Genomic DNA, 25,623 nt, shown 5'->3' with positions numbered 1-25,623 from the left:
TTGCCGGCTTCAGGCGCGCATCTTTTCGCCGCTCGGATCGAAGGGCGGCTCGACATTGATGCGGGCCGGGCGGCGGTGGCCAAGAATCTCGATCTCGAACAGGCCGGCGCTTTCGTCCTCGGCAAGGGCGGCCGGCACATAGCCCTGCGCCATCGACTTCTGCACGTAATGCGCATAGCCGCCGGACGTAACCCAGCCGACGACACGCCATTCGCCATCGACGATGCCGCGCACGGCGGAAGCGCCTTCGGCGGCCTTCGATCCGCGCACTTCCTTGCCCGCCTCGTCGAAGCGCGGCGCGCCGTAGCCATGCGGCTTCTCGACCGTGCCGTAATCCTTGCCGACCTTGGCCCAGATCGGCTCGTCACCCATCACGTCGGCATCGATGGCGTCGACGATGAAGGAGACGCGGCGCAACTTCGGCCCTTCGGCGTGTTCCTTGGCGGCGGCCTCGCGGCCGACGAAGTCGTTCTTCTCCAGCTTGATGAAGCGATCCATGGAGCCTTCGAAGGGTCCGTAGATGGGCCGCAACTCGCGGAACCAAGTCGGGAAGTTCTTCTCCAGGCGCATGGAGAGCAGCGCGCGCATGCCGAAATCGACGATGCCGAATTCCGCGCCGGCTTCCTTGATCGCCTTGTAGACGAGGCGCTGATAGGCGGGCGCCATCCAGATTTCGTAGCCGAGGTCGCCGGTATAGGTGATGCGGTTGACCATGCAGGGCGCGCCGCCGACCGCCATCTCACGGAAATCCATGAAGCGGAAGGCCTTGGTCGAGACGTCGACATCGACAAGCTTCTGCAGCAGGTCGCGCGATTTCGGCCCGGCTATGGAGAGACCCACCAACGTCTGGTCGAAGCGGTGGATGCGCACCGAACCATCCTTCGGCAGATGCTTCTCGAACCAGCGCATGTGATATTTCTGCGCAGCCGACGAGCCCCAGATCATGAAACGATCCTCGCCTGATTTGGCGATGGTAAAGTCGCCGATCAGCTTGCCGAACTCGTTGACCATCGGGGTGAGCACGATGCGGCCGACCTTTGGCATGCGGTTGGTCATCAGCCGGTTGAGGAAATCCTCCGCACCCGGACCGGACACCTCGTATTTGGCGAAGTTGGCGATCTCGGTGACGCCGACCTTCTCGCGCGTGGCGCGCACTTCCTCGCCGATCGGGCCGAAATCGTTGGAGCGATGGAAAGAAACGATGTCCTTCGGCTCGGTGCCCTTCGGCGCGAACCAGAGCGGTGTCTCCAGCCCCCACGAATCGCCCATCACGGCGTTGTTGGCGAGCATCGTGTCATAGAGCGGTGTCGTCTGCGCGGGACGGGCGGCAGGCAGTTCTTCGTTCGGGAAGCGGATCGAGAAGCGCCGCGAATAGTTTTCGCGCACCTTGGCGTTGGTGTAGCGCAGCGTCGCCCATTCGCCGAAGCGCGTGACGTCCATGCCCCAGACGTCGAAGCCCGGATCGCCATGCACCATCCAGTTGGAGAGCGCGAGGCCGACACCGCCGCCCTGGCTGAAGCCCGCCATGACGGCGCAGGCGCACCAGAAATTGGTCAGGCCCTGCACCGGACCGACCAGCGGGTTGCCGTCGAGGGCGAAGGTGAAGGGGCCGTTGATGATCTGCTTGATGCCGGCCTTCTCGATGCCGGGGAAATGCTTGAAGCCGATCTCCAGCGACGGCGCGATGCGGTCGATATCGGGCTGCAAAAGCTCGTGGCCGAAATCCCAGGGCGTGTTGACTGGCGACCACGGCTTGCAGGCCTTCTCATAGGTGCCGAGCAGGATGCCATTGCGCTCCTGGCGGGTGTAGATCTCGCCCTTGAAGTCCAGCACGCCAATCATCTCACGGCCGGTCGACTTGTTGAATTCCTCAACCTCCGGCATCGGTTCGGTGAGCAGGTACATGTGCTCCATGGCCAGCACCGGCAGCTCGACGCCGACCATGCGGCCGATCTCGCGCGCCCACAGGCCGCCGCAATTGACGACATGCTCGGCGTGAACCGTGCCCTGTTCGGTGACGACGTTCCAGGTGCCGTCCGGCTGCTGCGTCAGGTCGACGACGCGGTTGCGCAGCACGATCTCGGCGCCGAGCTTTTTCGCCGCCTTGGAATAGGCGATGGTGGTGCCGGACGGGTCGAGATGGCCTTCGACCGGATCCCACATGGCGCCGACGAAGTTCTTCTCGTCCATCAGCGGGAACATCGCCTTGGCTTCCGAGGGCGTGATCAGCTCGGTATCCATGCCGAGATAACGGCCCTTGGCATGCGCAAGCCGCAGGAAGTCCATGCGCTCCGGCGTATCGGCCATCATGACGCCGCCGGTCAGATGCAGCGAGCAAGACTGGCCGGAGAGCTCCTCAATCTCCTTGTAGAGCTGGACCGTATAGGCCTGCAGCTTGGCGACGTTGGGGTCGCCGTTCAGCGTGTGGAAGCCGCCCGCCGCATGCCAGGACGAGCCGGAGGTCAGCTCCGAACGCTCGATCAGCATGATGTCGGTCCAGCCGGCCTTGGCGAGATGATAAAGCACCGAGCAGCCGACGACACCGCCGCCGATGACAACCGCTTTTACGTGAGATTTCATACAGATATGTCCGTCTTGTACAATGTGGAGTCAGAAATGAAAGACGAGTGGCGGGCAGTTGCTCGCCGAACGCAGATCAGAAATCCGTCGGCGCGCCGCCTTCGGCGCGGCGTTTTTCGACGAAGTCGTTGAGTTCCTCGCGGATGGCCGGATCCATGTAAGGCTCCTCGTAGGAAGCAAGGCGCTCCTTCCAGACCTTGTTGGTCCGCTCCATCGCCGTCGGCGAGCCGGCCTCGGTCCAGGTCTCGAAGTTGCGCCAGTCGGAGACGATCGGCGAATAGAAGGCGGTCTTGTAACGCTCTTGCGTGTGCTGGGTACCGAAGAAATGGCCGCCGGGACCGACCGCCTGGATGGCGTCGAAGCCGAGCGCGTCCTCGGAAAGATCGAGCGGGGTCAGGAACTCGGCCACCATCTGCAACAGGTCGATGTCGAGAATGGTCTTTTCGTAGGAGCAGCGCAGGCCGCCTTCCAGCCAGCCGGCGCCGTGCATCATCAGATTGCCGCCGCCCTGGATGGCGCCCCACAGCGAGAAGACGCTTTCATAGGCCGCCTGCGCGTCGATCGTGTTGGCGGCGCAGGTGTTGGAGGTGCGGTAGGGGATATTGTAACGGCGGGCGAGCTGGCCGCCGACGAGCTGCGCCTTCATATATTCGGGCGTGCCGAAAGCCGGCGCGCCGGACTTCATGTCGACGTTGGAGGTGAAGCCGCCATAGCCGACTGGCGCCCCCTTCTTGACCATCTGCGCGAAGGCGATGCCGGAAAGCGCCTCGGCGTTCTGCTGCACCAGCGCGCCGGCGACGGTGACCGGCGCCATGGCGCCCGAGAGCGTGAACGGGGTGACGATCACCGCCTGACCCATGCTGGCCATCTGGATGATGCCTTCCATCATCGGCACGTCGAGCTTGAGCGGGGAATTGGTGTTGATAATGGTGAAGACCGACGGTTCCTGCATCAGCTGTTCGCGGCTGATGCCGCGGGCGATACGGGTGATCTCGATGCCGTCGACATTGCGTTCCTTGCCGAGCGAATAGATGTGGAAGACCTTGTCGGTGAGCATGGCGAGGTCGCGAATGCATTCCAGGTGCCGCACCGACGGATGGATGTCGATGGGCTCGACCGGATAGCCACCGGTGCACTGCAGGATGTTGTGCATCTGCGCCAGGCGAAGAAAATTGCGGTAGTCCGCCTGGTTGCCAGGCCTGCGGCCGCGGTCGAGGTCGGAGCAGTTGGGCGCCGAAGCCATCATCGAAAGGATGACGTTGTTGCCGCCGAAGCGCAGATTGTGCGCCGGGTTGCGGGCATGCAGCGTGAACTCCGACGGGCAATGCGAGACAAGCTCGAGGATCATGTCGCTGTCGAAGCGCACGCGCTCCGAGCCTTCGCGCACATCGGCGCCATGCGCCTTCATGATGCGGCGGGCTTCCTCGTGCAGGACATCGACGCCGATTTCCTTCAGCACGCGCAGCGAGGCGAGGTGGATCGATTCCAATTCGTCGTCGGATACGAGCTTGGTCGGCGTCAGCGGGTTCTTCAACTGCCGGAAGGCGGGCTGCTCGAAGGCGGCCGAGCCGCCGGCGCGCTTGCCCGCGCGGCCGCCACGGCGGGCGCGATCGGTTGCCAGTGCCGGTTCGGCGGGATGAAGGGCGGCGGTCATGAGAAGCCTCGTGAGGATGCGAAATTGGCCGGCATAATGGACCGGCGGCAATGCTGCCGGTGAGGAGGCGGCGACCACTAGGGCGAGGGAAGCGACATGACGGAAGGGGAGGATGCGAGCGTCATGGCAACGCCGACTCTCCTGACAGGGAGTGGCTGGAACATACGCTTTCGCCGCCAGTTGGCCCTTACAGCGACCGGCCGCAACGGCTAAGCCTTCAACCGATTTGGATCAGGACTGATGGCTCTGGCGGATTCAATGAGCAGCGAGAAGGTGCAGTGGGCCGCGATCACCGGCGTGATCGCGACCGTTTCGGTGTTCGCCATCGCGCAAGGGCTTTCCTATCCGCTGCTCAGCTTCATCCTGCAGCGGCAAGGCGTTTCGCCGGCCGTGATCGGTCTGTCGGCGGCGATGACGCCGGTCGGCTTCATCCTGTCTTCGCCGCTGATTCCGGGGCTGGCGCGCCGCTTCGGGGCAGGGCGCACCGCGCTCACTTGCGCAGCGCTCTCCGCGCTGGTGCTGGCGCTGGTCGGCTGGACGCAAAATGTCTATCTGTGGTTTCCGCTGCGCTTCCTGATCGGCGTGGTGACCAATCCGCTCTATGTGCTCAGCGAAATCTGGGTGATTGCGCTCGCGCCGCCGTCGCGCCGGGGCCGCGTCATGGGCATCTATTCCACCATCATCTCGGCCGGCTTTGCCGCCGGGCCGCTCTGCCTGCTTGCCGTCGGCACCGAAGGCTGGCCGCCTTTCCTGGTCGGCATCCTTGCTTTCGTCTTCTGCGGCGCCTGCCTGGCCGCGGTGGTGAAGCAACTGCCGAAAGTCGATGAGCCCGAGAACAAGGTTTCGGTGCTGGGCTTCATACCAATGGCTTGGCTGCTCATGTCGGCTGTGGTCGTCGCCGCCGGTTTCGAGCAGGCGATTCTGGCGCTGCTGCCGGTCTATGGAACGCATTACGGCATTCCCGAAGCGCGCATGTCGGCGCTGCTGTCGGCAATGATCGCCGGCAACATCGCCATGCAGGTGCCGCTTGGCCTGCTTGCCGAAAGACTGACGGCGCGCCTTGTACGCTTCGGCTGTGTGACGGTGACTATCCTTGGATGCGTGCTTTTGCCGGCGTTGATCGAGACGCCGCTGATCTGGGTGTGCGTCTTTGTCTGGGGCGCGGTTTCCTACGGCATCTACACGATGTCGATCATCGAGCTCGGCGAGCGCTTCACCGGCTCGGGGCTGGTTGCCGGCAATGCCGCCTTTTCGCTGATGTGGGGCCTTGGCGGCATCGTCGTGCCGCCGCTCACCGGCAGCGTGATGGATGTCATCGGCGCCGCCGGCCTGCCGGTCACGCTGGGCGCCATCTGCGCCGCGCTGGCGGCGGCGACGGTCGTACGCCGGCGGGTTTTGTAATCAGTCTCGCCACCGCTCTTGAATATCAACGCAGCGAACGCGATGTAGGCGGAGCCCCAGATGGAGACCCGCATGACCAGCACGATGACCAAAGCCCGGCCCGAATTGACCGCTGAAGATCCCTTCCTCTGGCTGGAAGACCGCAACGGCAAGGAAGCGCTGGACTGGGTTCATCGCCAGAATGCGCTGACCGTCGCCGAACTGCAGGACGATCCTTCCTATCCGGCGACCTTCCAAACCGCGCTCGAGCTGATGACGGCCGAGGACAATATGCCGGTCGGGGCCGCGCTTGCCGGCTACGTCTATAATTTCTGGCAGGACAAGACCAATGCGCTGGGTCTCTGGCGGCGCACGCCCGTCGCTTCCTATAAGACCGACAAGCCGGAATGGGAGACGATCATCGATTTCGACCAGCTCTCGGCGAAAGAAGGCATCAAATGGGTTTTCGGCGGCGCAAGCCGGCTCTATCCCGACTTCGACCGCTGCCTGCTCTATATGTCGCCCGACGGCGGCGATGCCAGCGAGATGCGCGAATTCGACATCGCGACGAGGTCCTTTGTCGATGGCGGTTTTTCCGCGCGCGCTTCCAAGTCGGGTTTTTCCTGGCTGGACCGGGATACGGTGATCGTCTCGGCGGCTTTCGAGGACGAAGACAAGACGCAGTCAGGCTATCCGCGCGTCATCAAACTCTGGCGACGCGGCACGAAGCTCGAGGACGCGACGCCGATCTTCGAGGGCGAGAAGCAGCATCTCTCGGTTGGCGGCGGCGTCGAATATGACGGTAACAAGCGGCATGTGCTGCTCGGCAAGACGCTCGACTTCTTCACCTCGCACAGTTTCCTGCGGCTGGCTTCCGGCGAGAACCGGCGCATCCCGCTGCCCGACGATGCCACCGACACGGCGGTCTTCAAGGGACAACTGATCTTCGGGGTGCGCAGCCCATGGACGGCGCCGGACGGTACGCGCTGCCTGCCCGACGGGCTTTATTCCGTCGATTTCGACCGCTGGATCGAGAGCAGCGCATTCGGTCCGTTCGAAACCGTGCTTGCGCCGGCGCATCGCGTCTCGATCGCCGGGCTCGCCAGGACGCAGGACCGGCTGTTCATCAACCTGATGGACAATGTGCGCGGCAAGGTCATCGCCTGCGATCGCACCGCCGACGGCTGGTCGCTCAAGCCGGTGGTGCTGCCCGACAACGGCAATGTCGGCATCAGCCATGTCGACCATTTCGGCTCGAGCGTGTCTTTTTCCTTCACCGATTTCCTGACGCCGAGCTCGATCATCTGGTCGGACGACAATGGCGAGACGCTCCAAACCGTGAAGTCGCAGCCGGCCCGCTTCGATGCTTCGCCCTATGTTTCGGAGCAGTTCGAGGCGCGCTCGAAGGACGGCACGATGATCCCTTATTTCGTGGTGCGGAGGCGCGACCAGAAAGGGCCGGTGCCGGCGCTGCTCTACGGCTATGGCGGCTTCGAAGTGCCGCTGCTGCCCGGCTATGCCGGCATCCGCGGCAAGCTCTGGCTGGACAGGGGCAACGCCTATGTCCAGGCCAATATCCGCGGCGGCGGCGAGTTCGGTCCGGCTTGGCACCAGGCGGCGCTCAAGGGCAAGCGCCAGAACGCCTTCGACGATTTCGCGGCCGTCGCCGAGGATGTGGTGAGGCGTGGCATCACCACGGCCGCGCAGCTCGGCATCCAGGGCGGCTCGAATGGCGGCCTGCTCACCGGAACAATGCTGACGCAGCGGCCGGAGCTGTTCGGCGCCGTCATCATCGACGTGCCGCTGCTCGATATGCTGCGCTACACCGAATTGCCGCCCGGCGCCTCGTGGATCGCCGAATATGGCGATCCGTCGAACCCGGAGGAGGCGGCCTGGCTCGGCGCCTATTCGCCCTACCAGCATGTCGCGGCCAATGTCGCCTATCCGCCGGTGCTGTTGATGACGTCCACCGCCGACGACCGCGTGCATCCTGGACATGCGCGCAAGATGGCGGCGCGGCTGCAGGAGGCAGGCCATGGCCGGACGCTGTTCTTCGAGGAAACCGAAGGCGGCCATGGCGGGCGCGGAGACCGCCGGCCGCAGGCGGCGCAGACGGCGATGCGCTACATCTTCCTGCAGCGGTCGCTCCATAAGACTGCCTGACGGGGTGACTTGAATTTTGGGCCTCAGGCGGCATAAGCTGCCGCCATGATCCGCTTCAGCACATCAGGCGCCTTCGGGGTCGCGGTGACGCCGTCACCGCGGACCCTTCGCGCCGAGCTTTTGCGGCTGTGCGCCCGCATCGGCTATTCGCCGCCTGCCTTCCTCTGACGAATCCGCCCCGGCTCCTGCCGGATTGATTCAAGAGGAAAGATCAAATCCATGACTTATCAGAACTATTCGCTGAAGCAGCTTCAGCAGATTGACGCCGCGCACCACCTTCATCCCTTCACCGACCACAAGGAACTGCGTGAGGCGGGCTCGCGCATCATTACCCATGCCAAGGGCCCGTTCATCTACGATGCCGACGGTACCGAAATCCTCGACGGCATGGCGGGCCTGTGGTGTGTCAATGTCGGCTACGGCCGCGACGAGCTGGCCGAGGCGGCTTACGCGCAGATGAAGGAACTGCCTTACTATAACTCCTTCTTCAAATGCTCGACGCCGACCCCGGTGCTGTTGTCGAAGAAGCTGGCGGAGCTGGCGCCGAATCACGTCGGCCAGGTCTTCTACGGCTCGTCCGGCTCGGAAGCCAACGACACGGCGCTTCGGCTTGTCCGCCATTACTGGGCGCTCGAAGGCAAGCCCGAGAAGAACCGCATCATCTCGCGCAAGTCTGCCTATCACGGCTCGACGATCGGCGGCACGTCGCTCGGCGGCATGGAGCCGATGCACAAGCAACTCGGCGGCGCGGTGCCCAACATCGTCCATGTGATGATGCCTTACGGCTATGAGCTGGCGCTGCCCGGCGAAAGCGACCATGATTTCGGTATCCGCGCCGCGAAGGCGGTCGAGGACGCGATCCTCGAGGCCGGCGCCGACAAGGTTGCCGCCTTCATCGGCGAGCCGGTAATGGGCGCCGGCGGGGTCAAGATCCCGCCGATGAGCTACTGGCCGGAAGTCGAGCGCATCTGCCGCAAATACGATGTGCTGTTGATGCTGGACGAGGTCATCACCGGCTATGGCCGCACCGGCGAATGGTTCGCGGCGCAGACTTTCGGGGTCGAGCCCGACACCATCACCACCGCCAAGGCGCTAACCTCCGGCTACCAGCCGCTGTCGGCGCTGCTGGTCGGCGACCGTGTGGCCAAGACGCTGGTCGAGAAGGGCGGCGAGTTCTATCACGGCTACACCTATTCCGGTCACCCGGTGGCCTGCGCGGTGGCGCTGAAGAACCTGGAGATCATCGAGAAGGAAGGGCTGGTCGAGCGCGTCAAGCACGACACCGGTCCCTATTTCGCGCAGGCGCTGCAGGAGCGGATCGCCGGGCACAGGCTGGTCGGCGAGGTGCGTTCGATCGGCCTGATGGGCGCGATCGAGATCGTCAAGAACAAGGCGACCAAGGAGCGTTATCTGCCGTCGGGAAGCGCCGCCGTCGTCGTGCGCGACCATGCGATCGCGAGCGGCATGATGATGCGGGCTACCGGCGACACGATGATTCTCTCGCCGCCGCTGATCTGGACGCGCGACACGATCGACATGGCTTGCGAGCGCATCGCCAAGGCGCTCGATCTCGCGGATGCGGATTTGCGGAAGCGCTAGGCTAATCTGCGCCGGGCGCTCCTCGATCGGGCGCCCGGTCCTTCCTGGACGACTCGGGAGGGTGTCTCCAAAACGCAAAAACCGCGTCCCGGCGGGAACGCGGCTCTGCCAGATACGCATGGCGTTTCGCTACAGGATACTTGCGAAACTTACGGGCTCCGGTACGCGAGACCTGATCCGGAGCGCCGGGCAGACGCGATGTCCGCCTCGCAGTCCGTTTTAAAGGCACATCGTTACCGGTGAGTTAGCGAGACCTTAAGCAAATCTAAATTTGCCGGCTTTGTGTCGAAAAAATCCGCTAATAACCGTTCGAAAGCAGCTGTTTAGCTTTTGTCGCCGCGCAGGAAATTTATGATGCCGGAAAAATCCGCGCCGGCGTGGCCTTGCGCGTTGAATAAGGCATAAAGCTGCGTGGCTTCGGCGCCGAGCGGGGTCACGGCACCGGCGCTCTGCGCGGCTTCCTGCGACAATTTCAAGTCCTTCAGCATCAGCGCGGCGGCAAAGCCAGGCTTGTAGTCGCGGTTGGCCGGCGAAGCCGGAACGGGGCCGGGCACCGGGCAATAGGTGGTGAGCGACCAGCATTGGCCCGACGAGGTCGAGGCGACGTCGTACAGCGCCTGATGCGAGAGGCCGAGCCTCTCGGCCAGCACGAAGGCCTCGGCGACGCCGATCATCGAGATGCCGAGAATCATGTTGTTGCAGATCTTGGCTGCCTGTCCGGCGCCGTCGCCGCCGCAATGGACGACGCGCCCGGCCATCGGTTTCAGGATCGGTTCGGCGGCAGCGAAAGCTTCATCCGAGCCACCTGCCATGAAGGTGAGGGTGCCTGCGGCGGCGCCGCCCGTGCCGCCGGAGACCGGGGCATCGATCGATTGCAGGTCATGCTTGGCGGCAATCGCATGCGCCTTGCGCGCCGATTCAACATCGATGGTGGAGGAATCGATGAACAGCGCGCCTTTCTTTGCCTTGGGCGCAATGTCCTCATAGACCGACAGAACATGCTTGCCGGCCGGCAGCATGGTGATGACGACATCGGCGTCCTTCACCGCAGCAACGGCGTTCGCCATCACCGTCACACCGTGCTCTTTCGCAACCGTCAGGTTTTCAGGCACGAGATCGAAGCCCAGCACCGAATGCCCCGCCTTGACGAGATTTGCGGCCATCGGATTGCCCATATTGCCCAAGCCGATGAAGGCGATCGTCGTCATAATGGTGCTCCCAGGTTAGGCAGTAGGCAGTAGGCAGTAGGCAGTAGGCAGTAGGCAGTAGGCAGTAGGCAGTAGGCAGTAGGCAATCTATTCAGGTGCGAGCTTGATAATAAGCTGGCGAAGCGTTTTTCCGATAGCTTCTGTGGCTGACAGCATATGATGGACCTCATTACCAGTGGCCAAGCCGATGCGTTCAGCGATTTGGAGATGCGTCTCAAGCTCCTTGAGCGAGCCTTGCGCTATCCTGAGAAACTGCTGGTAAGAGCCGGTGTTATCTCGGCCGTAACCTTCCGCGATATTTGCCCGGATAGACGTGGCTGAGCGGCGAATTTGGCTGGTCAGCCCGTACAATTCCTCTTTTGGCCATGCCTTGGTCAAGGTGTAGGTACCGACAGCCAAATCCATAGCCTGCTGCCAGACGATCAAATCCTTGTACGAGTTGATCTTGCCGGTCATCTTTCTCTACTGCCTACTGCCTACCAATCAGCGTCCGCGCAATGATGACGCGCATGATCTCGTTGGTGCCTTCGAGGATCTGGTGGACGCGGAGATCCCGCACCAGCTTCTCGATGCCGTAATCGTGCAGATAGCCATAGCCGCCATGCAATTGCAGCGCCTGGTTGGCGATGTCGAAGCCGATATCGGTGACGAAGCGCTTGGCCATGGCCGACCATTTGCCGGCGTCGGGCGCCTTGCGGTCGAGCTTGGAAGCGGCGGCGTAGAGAAAGATGCGGGCCGCCTGCAGCTCCGTCTCCATATCGGCCAGCCTGAACTGCAGCGCCTGGAATTGGTTGATCTTGGAGCCGAAGGCCTTGCGTTCGGCCGTATAGGCAAGTGCCTTGTCGAGCGCCGATTGCGCGCCACCGAGCGAACAGGCGGCGATGTTCAGCCGTCCGCCATCGAGCCCGGCCATGGCGATGCCGAAGCCGGCGCCTTCCGCGGCCAGCAGGTTCTCGGCCGGCACCTTGCAATCCTCGAAGATAACCTGACGGGTCGACTGCATGTGCCAGCCCATCTTGTGCTCGTTGGCGCCGAAGGAGAGCCCCGGCGCATCTTTGGGCACGACGAAGGTAGAAATGCCTTTCGGGCCATCGCCGCCGGTGCGCGCCATGACCACGTAAAGGTCGCTGTCGCCGGCTCCGGAAATGAACTGCTTGGCGCCGTTGAGCACATATTCGCCGCCGTTTTTGACTGCGCGCGTCTTCAGCGCGGCTGCATCCGAGCCCGAACCGGGCTCGGTCAGGCAATAGCTCGCCAGCCACTCCATCGACGTCAGTTTCGGCAGGAAGCGCTGGCGCTGCTCGTCTGAGCCGAAGCGGTCGATCATCGAGGCCGCCATGTTGTGGATGGAAATGAAGGAGGAGAACGCCGGATCGGCGTGGGCGAGGGCCTCGAAGATCAGCACCGCGTCCAGCCGTCCAAGCGCCGAGCCGCCGACATCGTCGCGCACATAGATGCCGCCCAGGCCGAGCGGCCCGGTCTCGCGGATCACATCGGCGGGGAAGTGCTTCGCCTTGTCCCAGTCGAGCGCATTGGGCGCGACGCGGTCCGCCGCGAAAGCCTGAGCCATCTCCTGGATGGCGCGCTGTTCCTCATTGAGTTCGAACTGGCCAGCGCCCGCATCGACTGCCGCGTCCATGGCGTGTGCTCCCTGTCGCTTCAGGCCTTCTGGCCTGTCGTTTTTGGCTTTGCGCGCCGTTCAATCTAGACCAATGATGCCGCCGCGCAACCCGGGCCGTTGAGAACCGGCTGTGCACGGAATGACCAACGGAGCTCTTGCGTGCCGACAATTTTCGATGAGTTGCTGGAGCGGTTCCATGCCTATCTCGCCAGGGTCGACAGCGATCTCGTCGCGGATGAAGTCGCGCGCATCGGCTGGGACATGCCTGTCCGTTCTCTCGAACCGCGCGCGATTGACTGCCTTGGCCTTCTCGATCGCATCGCCGAGCTGGCGCCGACAAACGCCAGGCCGCTGGCGCGGTTCGTTGCCGATCACCGGGCTGAGCTGCGCTGGGGGCAGACCTATACCGCCGCCGATTTCGGGCAGGGTTTCATCGACAATTACGGTTGGCTGGAGGTTTTCGGCACGCGCGGGCATTTCGTCAATGACGCGGTCGCTGGCGGTCTGCTGATCCTCGGGCCGGATATCGTCTATCCCGACCATCACCATATAGCGGAAGAAATCTACATTCCGCTGACCAGCGGCACCGAGTGGCGGATGGGGGAGGGGAACTTTCATATTCGCGACGCCGGCGAGATCATTCACCACGCCTCTAACGTCAGCCATGCCATGCGCACGGGCAAGGAGCCACTGATGGCGCTCTATCTCTGGCGCGGCGGGCCGCTGGCGCAGAAATCAATCATCGGCTCGGGAGGCAAGGGCTGATGGTCAAAGCGATCATGCTACAAGGCACCGGCTCCGATGTCGGCAAGACCGTGCTGGTGGCCGGGCTTTGCCGCGCCGCGAAGAATCGCGGATTGAAGGTCAGGCCGTTCAAGCCGCAGAACATGTCGAACAACGCCGCCGTCGCCGACATTCCTGGCGACAAAGCCGGCGAGGGCGAGATCGGTCGCGGGCAATGGCTGCAGGCACTAGCCTGCGGAGTGAGGCCGACCGTCCATATGAACCCGGTGCTGCTCAAGCCGCAGAGCGATATCGGCTCGCAAGTGGTGGTGCAGGGCAAGGTCCATGGCGAGGCGCGGGCGCGCGACTACCAGGCGATGAAAGCCGGGCTGATGGACGCGGTGCTGGAGTCCTGGGCGAAGGTCGGCGAGGGCGCGGATCTTGTCATCGTCGAGGGCGCCGGCTCGCCGGCCGAGATCAATCTCAGGAGCCGCGACATCGCCAATATGGGCTTTGCCACGCGCACCAATGTGCCGGTGATCCTGGTCGGCGACATCGATCGCGGCGGCGTTATTGCCTCCGTCGCCGGCACGCATCTCATCCTGCCGGAGGAAGACCGGCGCATGATCGGCGGCTATCTCATCAACAAGTTCCGCGGCGATGTCTCGCTGTTCGACGAAGGCATAAGCGCGATCGGAAAGTTCACCGGCTGGCGTTGTTTCGGGGTCGTGCCGTGGCTGAAGGCGGCCGGACGGCTGCCTTCAGAGGATTCCGTCGTGCTCGAGCGTCTTGCTGCCGGCGAGAAGCGGGCGCTGAAGGTGGCGGTGCCGATGCTGGCGCGCATCGCCAATTTCGACGATCTCGATCCGCTGAAGGCCGAACCGCAGGTCGAGGTGGTGTTCGTGCCGCCAGGCAAGAGGCTGCCGGAAGATGCCGGACTGGTGGTCATTCCCGGCTCGAAATCGACGATCGGCGATCTTATCAAATTCCGCGAGAACGGCTGGGATCGCGATCTTCTCGCCCATCGCAAGCGCGGCGGCCATGTCGTCGGCATCTGCGGCGGCTACCAGATGCTCGGCAGAAGGGTGACCGACCCAGACGGCATCGAGGGCAGCGTGACCGAGGCCGAGGGTCTCGGCCTGCTCGACATCGAAACGGAGATGGAGCCTGAAAAGACCGTGCGCAATTCAAGCGCGCATTCGGTGCAGTTCGGGCTGCCGCTTAAAGGCTACGAAATCCATCTCGGCCGCACCACCGGCCCGGACACGGCGCGGCCGTCGACGATCCTCAACGGCGCCGAGGACGGCGCCGTTTCCGCCGACGGCAAGGTGATCGGCACCTATCTGCACGGACTGTTTTCAGCCGACGCCTTTCGCGCTGCCTATCTGGAGAGCCTTGGCGTGAGAGGAGGCGGCATCGACTACCGCGCCGACGTCGAGAAGGCGCTGGACGAGGTCGCGGCCGAGCTGGAACGGCATCTCGACTGCGACGCGATTTTTGGGCTGGCGCGCTGACTACGCCTTCTCGCCCGCCTTGGGCCAATAGGTGCCGAACGACCAGACATTGCCTTCCGGGTCGAGGCAGATGAACTCGCGGCTGCCATAGTCGCGGTCGACCAGTTCCTGGATGATTTTCGCACCGGCCTTCTTGGCGCGCTCATAGGCGGCGTCCGCGTCATCGACGGCGACGTAGATCGACTTGCCGCCGCCACCGCTTGGATCACCGACCATCTTGCCGTAATCGTCGTCGCGGGCGGTGCCCAGCATGATCATCGAGGACCCGAACGTGAGCTCGGCGTGGTGGACGATATCGCCCTCGCCATAGCGGGCGCGAAGTTCAAAGCCGAAGGCCTCGCTGAGCCAGTCGATCATCTTGGCCGCGTTCCTGCAACGCAGGGCTGGATAGAGACGGGGTGCTTCGTTTGCTGTCGGCATGACAATCTCCCTGTGTCGGTTGATGAATGCCAGTCTGTGCGAAGGCCGGTTCCGCGTCTTGAAGAAATGTTACCTCGCCTGAGGGCTACATCGTCGCCGCGAGCCCCGTCGGCGTTTCGCCGGCAAGCTGGCGGAATTCACGCGCTAGATGCGCCTGGTCGGCATAGCCGCAATCGGCTGCGATGTCGGCCCAGTCGTCCTGCCGCTTCGATAGTGACAGCGCGCGGTTGAAGCGCACGATGCGCGACAAGGTCTTCGGGCCGATGCCGATCGCGTCGGCGAATTTGGCCGCCAGATGCTTGCGGCTCCAGCCGATTTCGCCCGCGAGCGCGGAAATGCGGGTGCGGCCGCCCGACGCGATGACCGTCCGGTAAGCCCAGGCGATTTCGGGCGAAAGCGCATGTGCCTCCGTCAGGCGGCCGGCGATATAGTTCTCGGCGATGTCGAAGCGCCTGTCCCAATCCGACGCCTCGCCGAGTCGTTCGCGCAGCGCGATGCCGCCAAAACCCAGCACATCGTCCAGGCCGACCATGCGATCCCGCAGCTCGCTCATCGGCAGGCCGAAGAATTGCCTGGCGCCGAGCGGTGTGAAATTGACCTGGACACAGCAGGCACCGCCGAAGGATTCGATCATGACCGGCCCGGCAAAGAGGCCGGCGGCGAAGCTGGCGTAGCGGTCATTATCGCCGGGCGTGTGGCCGAGCCCGATGGCGAAGGCTTCGGCGAAGCTGATCACCAGCGGCACGGTCAGCGAGGCATATTCGACGATGCGGAAATGGCCGGGCCATATCTCCCGATAGCCGCAGATATCGGTGACGATGCCTGCGAGCGAGGCCGCAGGCTTGCGCCGCACCATCTCGAAATGGAGGGCGGGGGAGCGATTATCCTGGCGGTGGCGCTCTGTCTCGTCGGACATCCCGCGAGCCTAGCAGACCGTGTCCCCAAATCAAAAGCGCCCGGCAGGGCCGGGCGCTCCGAGTTGCCCGAGATCTGTGAATTCAAGCACCGCGCATCAAACAGCCGGCGGCGAGCACGATATAGGCGATGAGCATGATCCAAACGGACGCAAACGGAATGAATGCAAGCAGGCCAAGAGCGGCAAGAAGGCCGATGATGGCGATGACCAACGAAATAATGAACACGAGCTGGGTGGGTGCACTGAGATTCATGTCTGGTCCCTCCAACATGATTCGCAACGCTGGAATTGTACCAGCAGCCGCCTCACGCACCAATGAGCTGGCGCAGCGGATTGGCGGGGTCGGCTAGTAGCTTGATCGCCAGCGCCAGGCAGACCACCACCAGCAGCGGCTTGATCAGCCTCGCGCCGATGCGGATGGCCAGGCTCGCGCCGACGCGGGCGCCGATGAACTGCGCCACGCCCATCATTAGGCCGATCTTCCAGTCGATGACGCCGACGGCGGCGAAGACGACGAAGCCGCCGATGTTGGAAGCGAAGTTGAGCAGCTTGGTGTGCGCCGTGGCCTTGAGCACGCCGTAGCCGGCGAGGGTGACGAAGGCGAGCATGTAGAAGGAGCCGGCGCCGGGGCCGAAGACGCCGTCATAGAAGCCGACAAGCGGCGGGATGATCAGCCCGAACAGGAAAGGCGACAGCCGTTCGGCGCGGTCGACATCATCCATATGCGGCTTAAGCGCGAAGTAGAGTGCGATGGCGATCAGGAGCAGCGGCAGGATGGCGCGCAGGAAATCGCCGGGGACCACGGTCGCCAAAAGCGCGCCGACCGCGCCGCCGCCAAGCGCCAGCAGCGCCGATGGCAGCTGCCGGCGCAGGTCGACCTGGCCGTTGGCGGCATAATGGATGGTGGCCGAACCGGAACCGAACATGCCCTGCAATTTGTTGGTGCCAAGGGCTGCGACCGGCGAAAAACCGGCGAGCAGCAGCGCCGGGATCGTGATCAGCCCGCCGCCGCCGGCAATCGAGTCGACGAAGCCGGCGGCAAAGGCAGCGGCGATGAGGATGAGGACGGTCTGCAGGGTCAGGTCGATCATCGGAGAAAGGCGCCGGAAGGGAGCAGCAGCTTCCATCACGCTCGCCCCGTTTGCGCAAGAGCGATTCCGCACCAGATCGGTTCGCTGTTCCAGGCCGAACCGCTCTGTTCCTTGCTTTGGCGCAATTCCGGACGGAAAACCGCTTCACACTGTTCGTGGAATTGCTCTAACAATCTCGACGGAGTCGCAAAGGGAGCTTGGTGGCGATGGTGCTGCTCGACCAGATACGTTCGATCTTCGACGGTGACCCGGGCGTTCGCAAGGTCGCGGACGATCCGGTGCTGTCGGCGGAACTCTTGATGCTGTTCCGCATGATCCTGGCCGACGGTTCGGTCTCGGAGAGCGAGATGGTCGTTTTTCGGCGCATCTGCAAGGAAGCCTTCGGCATTCCGGAAAGCAGCATCGACAGCGTCATCGAATACCTGAACGACTACGGCTACGAGACCAACGGCTCGCAGGCGATCGCGCTGTTCCGCGACCTCGATGTCGAGCGCCGGAAACTGCTTGCGCGCCACATGGCCGAGATCGCCAAGGCCGACGCCAGGCTGGCGGAGAGCGAAGTGAAGCTGTTGCGCCGCACGCTCGACCTGCTCGATATCAGCCCCGTCGATCTGGTGAAGCCGGAGAGCTGAAGCAATTCCAGGAACAGTGTGACTTCGCCGTAGCCTTCCGTCCGAAATTGCGTCAGCAAATACGCCGGCTCACCCCTGTTCCTGCATTTTGCGTGCGATGGCGCGGTGAAGGTCGGGCGCCGCGGCGACCAGCGCCTGCGCCGCTTCCGAGCGCGGATGGTCCAGAACCTCCGCGGCGCGGCCGCGCTCGACGATCTTGCCTTCATGCATGACCAGCACTTCGTCCGCCATGGCGCGGGCGACCGTCAGGTCATGGGTGATGAAGAGGTAGGCGATGCCGAGCTTCTGGTTGAGCTCGGCGAAAAGGTCGAGGATCTGGGCGCGGATCGAGACATCCAGCGCCGAGACCGGCTCGTCGGCGACCACCAGCTTTGGGCGGGTGATGATGGCGCGGGCGATCGACAGGCGCTGGCGCTGGCCGCCCGAGAATTCATGCGGAAATTTGTCCATGTCGCGTGGGCCGAGCCCGACCTCGTGTAGCGCGTGCGCGACCATCTCGCGGCGCTCGGCCTGTGCCGGCTGCTTTTCCAGAAGATGCAGCGGCTCGGCCACCAGCTTCTCCACCTTCTGGCGCGGGTCGAAGGAGCCGTAAGGGTCCTGGAACACGACCTGCATGTCGCGCCGGGCCGGCCTCAGGGCCGATTCCGGCTTGCCCGTGATGGCGTCGCCGCGAAAGCGGATCGTGCCGGCCGTCGGCTTGTCCAGCGCCAGGATCATGCGGGCGAGTGTGGACTTGCCGCAGCCTGAGCGTCCGACGAGCGCCACCGACTGGGCAGGCTCTATGGTGAGCGAGACATCGTCGACGGCGCGGATCGGCTGCGCCGGCCGGAACAGGGATATGCGTCGTCCCGGATAGTCCCGGCCGACGCCCTCGACTTCGAGCAACGGCTTTGCCGAGCCGGCAAGGTGCGGTTTCGGGCGCGCCGGCACGTGCATGGAGGCCAGCGCCAGCTCGCGCGTGTAGGGGTGTTGTTGCTCCGACAGCGTACGGGCGGTGTCGCCGGCTTCCGTCACCTCGCCACGGCGCAGGATGGTCAGGCGGTCGGCCATCTCGGTGACCACGGCAAGATCATGCGAGATGAGCAGAAGGCCCATGCGGTTTTCGCTGACCAAGTCACGCAGGAGATCGAGGATCTGCGCCTGCAGCACCACGTCGAGCGCCGTCGTCGGCTCGTCGGCGATCAGAAGTTTGGGCTTCAGCGCGCAGGCGATGGCGATGACGACGCGCTGGCGCTGGCCGCCGGACAGTTCGTGCGGGTAGCGAGACAGCGGGAATTTGGCCTCCGGCAGCCCGACGCGGTCGAGCATCTTTCGCGCGCGCTCCTCGGCATCGGCGCGGCCCGCTCGGGTGTGCCAGCGTATGCCTTCGGCGACCTGTTCGCCGATTGTCTTGACCGGGTTCAGCGCCGTCATCGGCTCCTGGAAGACCATGCCGATGTCATCGCCGCGCAAGGCGCACATCTGGTCCTCGGTCGCGCCGAGGATGTCGATGCCGTCGAAGGTGACGCGTCCGCCGGCGCGTGCCAGATGCGGCAAAAGCCGCATGATGGTCAGCGCCGTCATCGATTTACCGGAGCCGGATTCGCCGACAAGGCCGACCACCTCGCCGGGCGAGACTGTCAGCTCGACGTCTTTCAGGATCGGTGCGGCGCCGATCGCCAGCGACAGGTTTTCGATCTCGAGCAGGCTCATCGGCGCCGCCGCGATTTCGGGTCCAGGATGTCGGCGATGCCGTCGCCGAGCAGGTTCAGCCCAAGCACGGTGATGACGATCGCCATGCCGGGGAAAATCGCCATCCAGGGCGCGGTCACCATGCGCGTCTGCGCATCGAACAGCATGCGGCCCCAGCTCGGCATCGGCGGCTGGGCGCCGAGGCCGACATAGGAAAGCGCGGCTTCGGCGAGGATGCCCAGCGCGAACTGGATGGTGCCCTGAACGAGCAGCAGCGTCGCGATGTTGGGCAGGATATGCTCGACGGTGATGCGCGTCATGCCCTTGCCGGCGGCGCGCGCGGCAAGGATGAACTCGCGCGGCCAGATGGCGAGCGCGCCGGCGCGGGCGACGCGCGCAAAGACAGGTATGTTGAAGATGCCGATGGCGATGATGGCGTTGACGGCGCCCGGACCGAAGATCGCGGTGATCATGATCGCCGAGAGCAGCGCGGGAAAGGCGAAGACCAGATCGTTGACGCGCATCAGCGCCTCGTCGGCGATGCCGCCGCGCGCGGCGGCGAAAGCGCCGAGCGGCACGCCGATGCCCATGCCGATGCCGACGGCGACAAGCGCCACAGCGATCGAATTGCGGGCGCCGACCATGATCATAGACAGGATGTCGCGGCCGAAATGGTCGGTGCCGAACCAGTGCGCCCAAGAGGGTGCCTGCGTCTTGTCGGCGATCACCAGCCTGGTAACGTCGTAGGGCGTCCAGACGAAGGACAGCAGCGCCACGGCCACGATCAGCAGCGTGATGGCCAGACCGATCAGGAAGGAGCGGTTGCCGAGGGCCTTGCCCAGCACGCCGGTAAGGGTTTCCTCGGGCAGATCGACGCGCATGGTCATTGCCGGCCTCTGAGGCGCGGGTCGACGATGGCGTAGGACAAATCGACGACGAGGTTGATCAGGATCACGGCGGCGACCAGCAGCATGACGATGCTCTCGACCACGATCAGGTCGCGCTGGGTGATCGCCTGGAAGATCAGCCGGCCGAGGCCAGGCAAGTAGAAGACATTCTCGATGATGATGGTGCCGGCAAGCAGGAAGGCGAATTGCAGGCCGAGAATGGTGAGCACGGGGATCATGGCGTTGCGCAGCGCATGGCGCCAGAGCACGGCGCGATAGGGCAGCCCCTTGGCACGGGCGGTGCGGATATAGTCTTCGTTCAGCACCTCGATCAACGCCGAGCGGGCGACACGCGCCAGGATCGCCGCCTGCGGCAGCGCGAGAGCGATGGCCGGCAACAGCAGGGATTTCAGCGCTGTCCAGATACCGGCGCCCCAGCCCGGAAAGCCGCCGGCGGGAACGAGGTGCAGCCAGACGGCAAACAGATAGATCAGCATCAGCGCGAACCAGAAATTCGGCACGGCGACGCCGAGCTGGGCGGCGCCCATCGCCAGCGTGTCGCCGGCGCGGCCCTGGCGGCTGGCCGAGAACACGCCGACCGGAATGGCGATGATGGTCGAGAGCGCCAGCGCGATCAGCGCCAGCGGCAGGGAAACGGCAATGCGTTCACGCACCAGGTCGATGACGGGCACCGAATAGGTGTAGGAGCGGCCGAAATCGAGGCTGAGCAAGCCGCCCGCCCAGTGGAGATAGCGCAGCAGCAGCGGAGCATTCAGTCCCATCTGGTTGCGCAACATTTCAACCTGGTCGGCGCTGGCATTGAGGCCCAGCATCAGGCGCGCCGGATCTCCCGGCAGAATCTCCATGACCGCGAAGACGACCATCGAGGCCAGCACCAGGGTGAGGGCCGCGATGATGATGCGTTTCAGGAGATAGGCGGTCATGGGGAAGCGATCGGTCGATCGCGCCGGTCTCAATCCGTCCACTTCACCTTGGTCAGATCGTCAGCCTCGATCGGCCAGTTCGTCCACATGCCCTGCAGCTTGGCGTCCCAGACGCCAATCTTGGGCAGCTCGAACAGGTAGACGGCGGGCACGTCGTGCGCGAGAATCTTCTGCGCCTCGCCCAGCAGCTTCAGCCTCTTGTCCTTGTCGACCGTGGTGCCGAGCTCCTTGATGACATCGTTGAACTTCGGATTGTCATACTGGAAATAGTAGCCGGGCCGCGAATAGATATCGATGTCGTTTGGCTCGACATGGGAAACGATCGTCAGGTCGTAGTCCTTGTTGGTGAAGACCTGGCTCAGCCACTCCGCCCATTCGACCGGGATGATCTGCAGATTGACTCCGATGTCCTTCAGTTCGGACTGAATGACCTGGCCGCCGTCGCGTGCATAGGGTACGGGCGGCAGCTTGATTGTGGCCGAGAAGCCGTTCTCAAGCCCCGCTTCCTTCAGATACCCCTTGGCCTTGGCGATGTCGTGCGGATAGACGCCGGTGAGATCGACATAGCCCGCATCGCCCGGCGAGAAATGAGAGCCGATCGGCTTTCCAAGGCCGTTCGAAGCGGCCGCGATGATGGCACTGCGATCGATCGCCGAGGCGAGCGCCTGCCGCACCGCGAGCTTGTCGAAGGGCGGCTTCTTGTTGTTGATCGACAGGATGGTCTCGCCCTCGGTCGAGCCGATCACGACACTGAAGCGAGGATCGGACTGGAGCTGCGCGAGCGCGTCTTGTGCGGGCATGTTGGCGAAAGCCTGGATGTCGCCCGAGAGCAATGCCGGAACAGCCGCGGCGGCGTCGGGCACGATGCGGAATGTCGCCTTGTCGAGCGCGGCGGGTGTACCCCAGTAATCCGGGTTCTTGACGAGCGTGATCTCGGAACCTTTGGCCCAGTGATCGAGCTTGAATGGACCGGTGCCGATCGGCTTGTCCTTATTGCCGTCGGCCGACCCCTTCGCCACGATCACCGCCGCAACCTGGCCCATGTCGTAGAGGAAACTGCCCTGCGGCCCGTCGAGAGTGACCTTGACGGTCGCCGGATCGACCGCAGTGACATCGGTGATGTGCGCAAAGAGCTGCTTTTGCGGATTGAGCGAATCCTTGGCACGCGCTCGGTCCAGCGAGAATTTCACGTCGTCGGCGCTGAAGGCCGAGCCATCGTGGAACTTCACGCCGGAATGCAGCTTGAACGTGTAGACCTTGCCGTCGTCGGAGACGGTCCAGTTCTCGGCGAGACCTGGCTGAACCTGACCGTTATCGTCGATGCGCGTCAGCCCTTCAAAGACATTGGCATAGGTGACTTCGCCGATGGCTGCGGCCGCGCCCGCGGTCGGATCGAGATGCGGCGGCTCGAGCACGATGCCGAGCGTGAGATCGGTGCGTGCGGCAAAGGCCGACGTGGCGGCGGCAAGCGACAGCACAGCCGCGGCCAGGATGGTCTTCCACAGTTTCATCGCAGAACTCCCATTGCTCAAACCTGCTCAAGCTGGCGGATAGAAGCGTGATTTCGCGCGCGAGTAAATTGCGTTTCGTGCTGCCCGGCGGGGCCAGGCGGAATGTTTTTACCCATTAGTCGATCGTGCCGCGCAAGAGCACATTGAGGCCGATCGCCATCACCTTGGCCGATTCCACCATGTCGGCGATGCCGACCCATTCGTCGGGTCGATGGGCGAGGTCAAGAATGCCCGGACCGTACGCAATGCAGTCATAGAGATGGCCGATGCGCGCGACATGCTTCTGGTCGTAGGTGCCGGGTGAGATCACATAGTCGGGCTCGCGCTCGAACACCTCCATGATACCTTTGGCAACGGCTTTCACCACCGGCGCGTCGCGCTCGGTCATCAGCGGCAGCACCTCCATCAGGTCGCGGATCTCGTAGTCGAATTTTTTGCGCTCGCGTTTCAGCCGCTCCAGGATGCCGGTGACTTCGCCTTTGACGGTGGCGATGTCCTCCTCGAGCAGGAAGCGCCGGTCGATGGTGAGCCGGCAGGAGTCCGGCACGTTGGGCGAGGGGAGGCCCGGCCGGAAGTCCTCGGTCTGGCCGCCATGGATGGAATTGATGTTCATGGTCGAGCGCCTTGCGCCTTCCGGCACCACCGGCATGCGCGTGATCTTGCGGCCGAGCGCCGGGAACAGCTCGTCCTCAAAGGCCTGCAGGACGGCGCCCATGTGGCGCACCGCATTGTCGCCGAGGAAGGGCATCGAGCCATGCGCGATCTCGCCTTTGGTCTCGATCTCGGCCCACCAGACGCCGCGATGGCCAAGGCAGATGCGGTCCTTGTTCAACGGCTCGGGGATGATGACGTGGTCGACCTTCGGCTTGGAGAAATAGCCGAGCCTGGCCAGATGGGCGACGCCGCCGAAGCCGCCCGACTCCTCGTCCGCCGTGCCCGATATCTCGATGGCGCCGGGAAAGTCGGGATAGGTCTGCATGAAGGCTTCGACGGCGATGATCGACGCGGCCAGACCACCTTTCATGTCGCAGGCGCCGCGGCCATAGACCCTGCCGTCCTTCACCACGCCGGCAAAGGGATCGACGGTCCAGCCGTCGCCGGCCTCGACCACGTCGATATGCGAGTTGAAATGCACGCAGGGACCGGGCGAGCGGCCATCGAAGCGGGCGACGACGTTGACGCGCGGATAACGGTCGCTGTCGCCGGGCGCGCCCTCGGCACGGATGAATTCGGTTTCGAAGCCGCGTTTCTTCAGGCGCGCGCCAAGAAACTCGGCGCAGGGCCGGTAGGCCTCGCCTGGCGGATTGACGGTCGGGAAGCGGATCAGGTCCGCGGTGAGCGCAACGAGGTCGTCGGCCCGGTCCTCGACCGCCTTGAGAAGTCGTTCATTCATGCGGCGGATTGAAGAAGGAACGCAGCACTTTTGCAAGCAAGCAGTCGCTCATTGCCACAGGACGATCCAGGCATGGCCCAACGCCTCCGGTTAAACTTCAGAGGGTGCGTTTCACGTCGGCACCTATACCGGGAAATCGTTCAAATTGACCGCGTCGGATTGGCGGATTCGTCAACGAGTGTGTGGTACTTAACGCATCTGCCGGCAAAAAGATGGAAAACCGCGTGGATGGCAGGGGCAATCAAAGGGGTTTGATCGCATGAAAAAGTTCGTTCTCATGGCAACCGTGCTGGCAACCGCGTTGTTCGGCATGTCCGTCGCAAGCCGGGCGGCCACGCTGGTCGCCAATATCGACGTCTCGACACAGACCATGACCGTCAGCAAATACGGCCAGGTCGTCTATCGCTGGAGCGTGTCGACCGCGCGCAAGGGCTATTTCACGCCGCGTGGCAGCTACCGGCCGCAATGGGCAACCCGGATGTGGTATTCGCGCAAATACGACAACTCGCCGATGCCCTATTCGGTGTTCTTCCACGGCGGTTACGCCATTCACGGCACCGGGGCGGTAAGAAATCTCGGCCGTCCGGCCTCGCATGGCTGCGTGCGTCTGCATCCGGCCAATGCCGCGACCTTCTACGCGATGGTCAAGGAAGCCGGCTTTGGCAACACGCGGATCGTCGTGGCCAACTGAGTTCCTGGGCGGCAAAAGGCCCTTTACTGGCCGGCTGCCGCCTTTGCCTTTGCGCGCTTGCGGCGGCGGCCGCTGATTTCCCAGCGCTTGTGGAACCACATCCACTGTCCAGGATCCTCGCGCACCCAGCGCTCGACCACGTCGGTGAGAAGCTGGGTGGCGGCATCGACGTCGACGCTGCCGTCGCCGGTGCGCGGCAGGGCCAGCTTGTCCTCGATTTCCAGCCGGAAGCGATTGCCCGGCAGCCTGATGCAGCGGGCCGGGTAGACATCGCAGTCATAGTGGCGGGCAAGCATGCCAAGCATCGGATTGGTCTGGCATGGACGGCCGAAGAAAGTCGTCTCCACGCCACCGGAGAATTTCTGATCGACCAAAACGCCGATATTGCCGCCTTTCTCCAGGATGGCGGCAAGGGCGAAAGACGCTCCGGCGGCGGAGGGCAACAGCGCGCCCATAGAGGAGCGGCGCGTCGAGTGGATGTAGTCGGCGAGATAAGGGTTGTTCGGCGGGCGGAACAGCGCGGTGATGTTCATGCCGAATGTGGCGGCGGCCACCGGCAGCAGCTCGAAATTGCCGAGATGGCCGGTGAACAGGATATGCGGCTTCTTCTCGCCGGCGATCTCGACGAAATGCTCGATGCCCCGCACCTCGATCCGTCCCGGCTTCGAAGCATCCGGATCGAAGTCGAAGAGCGCGTCGAGGAAAATATATTCGGCCGCGAGGCGGGCCATATTGCCCCACATGTCGCGCGCGATGGCTTCGATCTCGGCATCGCTCTTTTGCGGATAGGCAAAGCGCAGATTGTTGACCGCCACGCGGTGGCGCCCGACCAGCGGACCGACCCGGCGGGCGGTGCGATCGGCGAAGTTGAGCGCACTGTCGGGCGGCAACAGGCGCAGCAGCGAAAGCAATACGATGGCGAGCTTGGCGACCAGCCAGTGCTCCATCTGGCGCAGCCGCCGGCCGTAGCGGAACATGAAGTCCCGGCGGGCTTTCCTGAGCGCGTTGCCGACCATCCGCCTTTC

The 25,623-nt window shown here is 63.9% G+C and carries 23 protein-coding genes; 8 read left to right on the top strand and 15 right to left on the bottom strand.

Features of this window, described 5'->3' with window-relative positions:
• Positions 1–9: 9 nt before the first annotated feature.
• Together P9273_RS05435 and P9273_RS05430 are read right to left on the bottom strand one after the other, a co-directional pair.
• Positions 10–2,580: a GcvT family protein gene (locus tag P9273_RS05435; RefSeq protein WP_278047976.1), complete on the bottom strand. Its 2,571-nt coding sequence runs from the start codon at positions 2,578–2,580 to the stop codon at positions 10–12.
• Between the two features lie 76 nt (positions 2,581–2,656).
• Positions 2,657–4,234, bottom strand: a complete 1,578-nt coding sequence (locus P9273_RS05430) for a trimethylamine methyltransferase family protein (RefSeq protein ID WP_278047975.1) — start codon at positions 4,232–4,234, stop codon at positions 2,657–2,659.
• A 258-nt stretch (positions 4,235–4,492) separates the two neighbouring features.
• Here P9273_RS05430 and P9273_RS05425 point away from each other — a divergent pair, with 258 nt between their 5' ends.
• From P9273_RS05425 to P9273_RS05410, 4 genes are all read left to right on the top strand, one after another.
• Positions 4,493–5,635, top strand: a complete 1,143-nt coding sequence (locus P9273_RS05425; RefSeq protein ID WP_278047974.1) for an MFS transporter — start codon at positions 4,493–4,495, stop codon at positions 5,633–5,635.
• A gap of 72 nt (positions 5,636–5,707) precedes the next feature.
• A complete protein-coding gene (locus tag P9273_RS05420; protein WP_278047973.1) occupies positions 5,708–7,777 on the top strand; it encodes a prolyl oligopeptidase family serine peptidase in 2,070 nt (689 codons plus the stop codon).
• Between the two features lie 45 nt (positions 7,778–7,822).
• Positions 7,823–7,945 (top strand): hypothetical protein, encoded by a 123-nt coding sequence (locus P9273_RS05415; protein ID WP_041003987.1) that lies wholly within the window; start codon positions 7,823–7,825, stop codon positions 7,943–7,945.
• A 51-nt stretch (positions 7,946–7,996) separates the two neighbouring features.
• Positions 7,997–9,376, top strand: coding sequence for an aspartate aminotransferase family protein (locus P9273_RS05410; RefSeq protein WP_278047972.1), 1,380 nt, complete (start codon positions 7,997–7,999; stop codon positions 9,374–9,376).
• A 323-nt stretch (positions 9,377–9,699) separates the two neighbouring features.
• Here P9273_RS05410 and mmsB read toward each other — a convergent pair whose 3' ends face one another.
• From mmsB to P9273_RS05395, 3 genes are all read right to left on the bottom strand, one after another.
• Positions 9,700–10,584, bottom strand: a complete 885-nt coding sequence (gene mmsB, locus P9273_RS05405; RefSeq protein ID WP_278047971.1) for a 3-hydroxyisobutyrate dehydrogenase — start codon at positions 10,582–10,584, stop codon at positions 9,700–9,702.
• Between the two features lie 87 nt (positions 10,585–10,671).
• On the bottom strand, positions 10,672–11,040 hold the full coding sequence (locus tag P9273_RS05400) for a four helix bundle protein (RefSeq protein ID WP_278047970.1): 369 nt from the start codon (positions 11,038–11,040) through the stop codon (positions 10,672–10,674).
• A gap of 13 nt (positions 11,041–11,053) precedes the next feature.
• Complete coding sequence (locus P9273_RS05395; protein WP_278047969.1) at positions 11,054–12,223, bottom strand: isobutyryl-CoA dehydrogenase; 1,170 nt, start codon at positions 12,221–12,223, stop codon at positions 11,054–11,056.
• Positions 12,224–12,364: 141 nt separating this feature from the next.
• On the opposite strand from P9273_RS05395, the gene P9273_RS05390 reads away from it, so the two are divergent.
• Together P9273_RS05390 and P9273_RS05385 are read left to right on the top strand one after the other, a co-directional pair.
• The gene (locus P9273_RS05390) at positions 12,365–12,970 is read left to right on the top strand and encodes a dimethylsulfonioproprionate lyase family protein (RefSeq protein ID WP_278047968.1); all 606 of its coding nucleotides are present in this window, start codon (positions 12,365–12,367) and stop codon (positions 12,968–12,970) included.
• A complete protein-coding gene (locus tag P9273_RS05385; protein WP_278047967.1) occupies positions 12,970–14,442 on the top strand; it encodes a cobyric acid synthase in 1,473 nt (490 codons plus the stop codon). The genes P9273_RS05390 and P9273_RS05385 overlap by 1 nt, the downstream gene beginning before the upstream one ends.
• Here P9273_RS05385 and P9273_RS05380 read toward each other — a convergent pair whose 3' ends face one another.
• The 4 genes from P9273_RS05380 to P9273_RS05365 form a co-directional block, all read right to left on the bottom strand.
• Positions 14,443–14,862 (bottom strand): VOC family protein, encoded by a 420-nt coding sequence (locus P9273_RS05380; protein ID WP_278047966.1) that lies wholly within the window; start codon positions 14,860–14,862, stop codon positions 14,443–14,445.
• A gap of 85 nt (positions 14,863–14,947) precedes the next feature.
• Positions 14,948–15,778 (bottom strand): helix-turn-helix domain-containing protein, encoded by an 831-nt coding sequence (locus P9273_RS05375; protein WP_278047965.1) that lies wholly within the window; start codon positions 15,776–15,778, stop codon positions 14,948–14,950.
• A gap of 82 nt (positions 15,779–15,860) precedes the next feature.
• Positions 15,861–16,031 carry a hypothetical protein gene (locus P9273_RS05370; RefSeq protein ID WP_278047964.1) on the bottom strand — a complete coding sequence of 57 codons (171 nt, stop codon included), beginning with the start codon at positions 16,029–16,031 and terminating at the stop codon, positions 15,861–15,863.
• A 52-nt stretch (positions 16,032–16,083) separates the two neighbouring features.
• A complete protein-coding gene (locus tag P9273_RS05365; RefSeq protein WP_278047963.1) occupies positions 16,084–16,869 on the bottom strand; it encodes a TSUP family transporter in 786 nt (261 codons plus the stop codon).
• A gap of 200 nt (positions 16,870–17,069) precedes the next feature.
• On the opposite strand from P9273_RS05365, the gene P9273_RS05360 reads away from it, so the two are divergent.
• The gene (locus P9273_RS05360) at positions 17,070–17,501 is read left to right on the top strand and encodes a TerB family tellurite resistance protein (protein WP_041004343.1); all 432 of its coding nucleotides are present in this window, start codon (positions 17,070–17,072) and stop codon (positions 17,499–17,501) included.
• Positions 17,502–17,570: 69 nt separating this feature from the next.
• On the opposite strand, the gene P9273_RS05355 is transcribed toward P9273_RS05360, so the two are convergent.
• The 5 genes from P9273_RS05355 to P9273_RS05335 form a co-directional block, all read right to left on the bottom strand.
• A complete protein-coding gene (locus tag P9273_RS05355) occupies positions 17,571–19,193 on the bottom strand; it encodes an ABC transporter ATP-binding protein (protein WP_278047962.1) in 1,623 nt (540 codons plus the stop codon).
• Positions 19,190–20,059 carry an ABC transporter permease gene (locus tag P9273_RS05350; RefSeq protein WP_278047961.1) on the bottom strand — a complete coding sequence of 290 codons (870 nt, stop codon included), beginning with the start codon at positions 20,057–20,059 and terminating at the stop codon, positions 19,190–19,192. The genes P9273_RS05355 and P9273_RS05350 overlap by 4 nt, the downstream gene beginning before the upstream one ends.
• Positions 20,056–21,003, bottom strand: a complete 948-nt coding sequence (locus P9273_RS05345; RefSeq protein ID WP_278047960.1) for an ABC transporter permease — start codon at positions 21,001–21,003, stop codon at positions 20,056–20,058. The genes P9273_RS05350 and P9273_RS05345 overlap by 4 nt, the downstream gene beginning before the upstream one ends.
• 29 nt (positions 21,004–21,032) lie before the next feature.
• Entirely contained in the window at positions 21,033–22,514 is a 1,482-nt protein-coding gene (locus P9273_RS05340; RefSeq protein ID WP_278047959.1) for an ABC transporter substrate-binding protein, read from the bottom strand.
• Positions 22,515–22,629: 115 nt separating this feature from the next.
• Complete coding sequence (locus P9273_RS05335; RefSeq protein ID WP_278047958.1) at positions 22,630–23,907, bottom strand: acetylornithine deacetylase/succinyl-diaminopimelate desuccinylase family protein; 1,278 nt, start codon at positions 23,905–23,907, stop codon at positions 22,630–22,632.
• A 259-nt stretch (positions 23,908–24,166) separates the two neighbouring features.
• Between P9273_RS05335 and P9273_RS05330 the strand changes: the two genes are divergently transcribed.
• Positions 24,167–24,598 carry a L,D-transpeptidase gene (locus tag P9273_RS05330; RefSeq protein WP_041004018.1) on the top strand — a complete coding sequence of 144 codons (432 nt, stop codon included), beginning with the start codon at positions 24,167–24,169 and terminating at the stop codon, positions 24,596–24,598.
• Positions 24,599–24,621: 23 nt separating this feature from the next.
• On the opposite strand, the gene P9273_RS05325 is transcribed toward P9273_RS05330, so the two are convergent.
• Positions 24,622–25,614, bottom strand: coding sequence for a lipid A biosynthesis lauroyl acyltransferase (locus P9273_RS05325; protein WP_278047957.1), 993 nt, complete (start codon positions 25,612–25,614; stop codon positions 24,622–24,624).
• Positions 25,615–25,623 lie beyond the last annotated feature (9 nt).

The sequence above is a fragment of the Mesorhizobium sp. WSM4935 genome (genome assembly GCF_029625735.1).
GTDB lineage: Bacteria > Pseudomonadota > Alphaproteobacteria > Rhizobiales > Rhizobiaceae > Mesorhizobium.
This window is presented reverse-complemented; position numbering and strand designations above follow the sequence as displayed.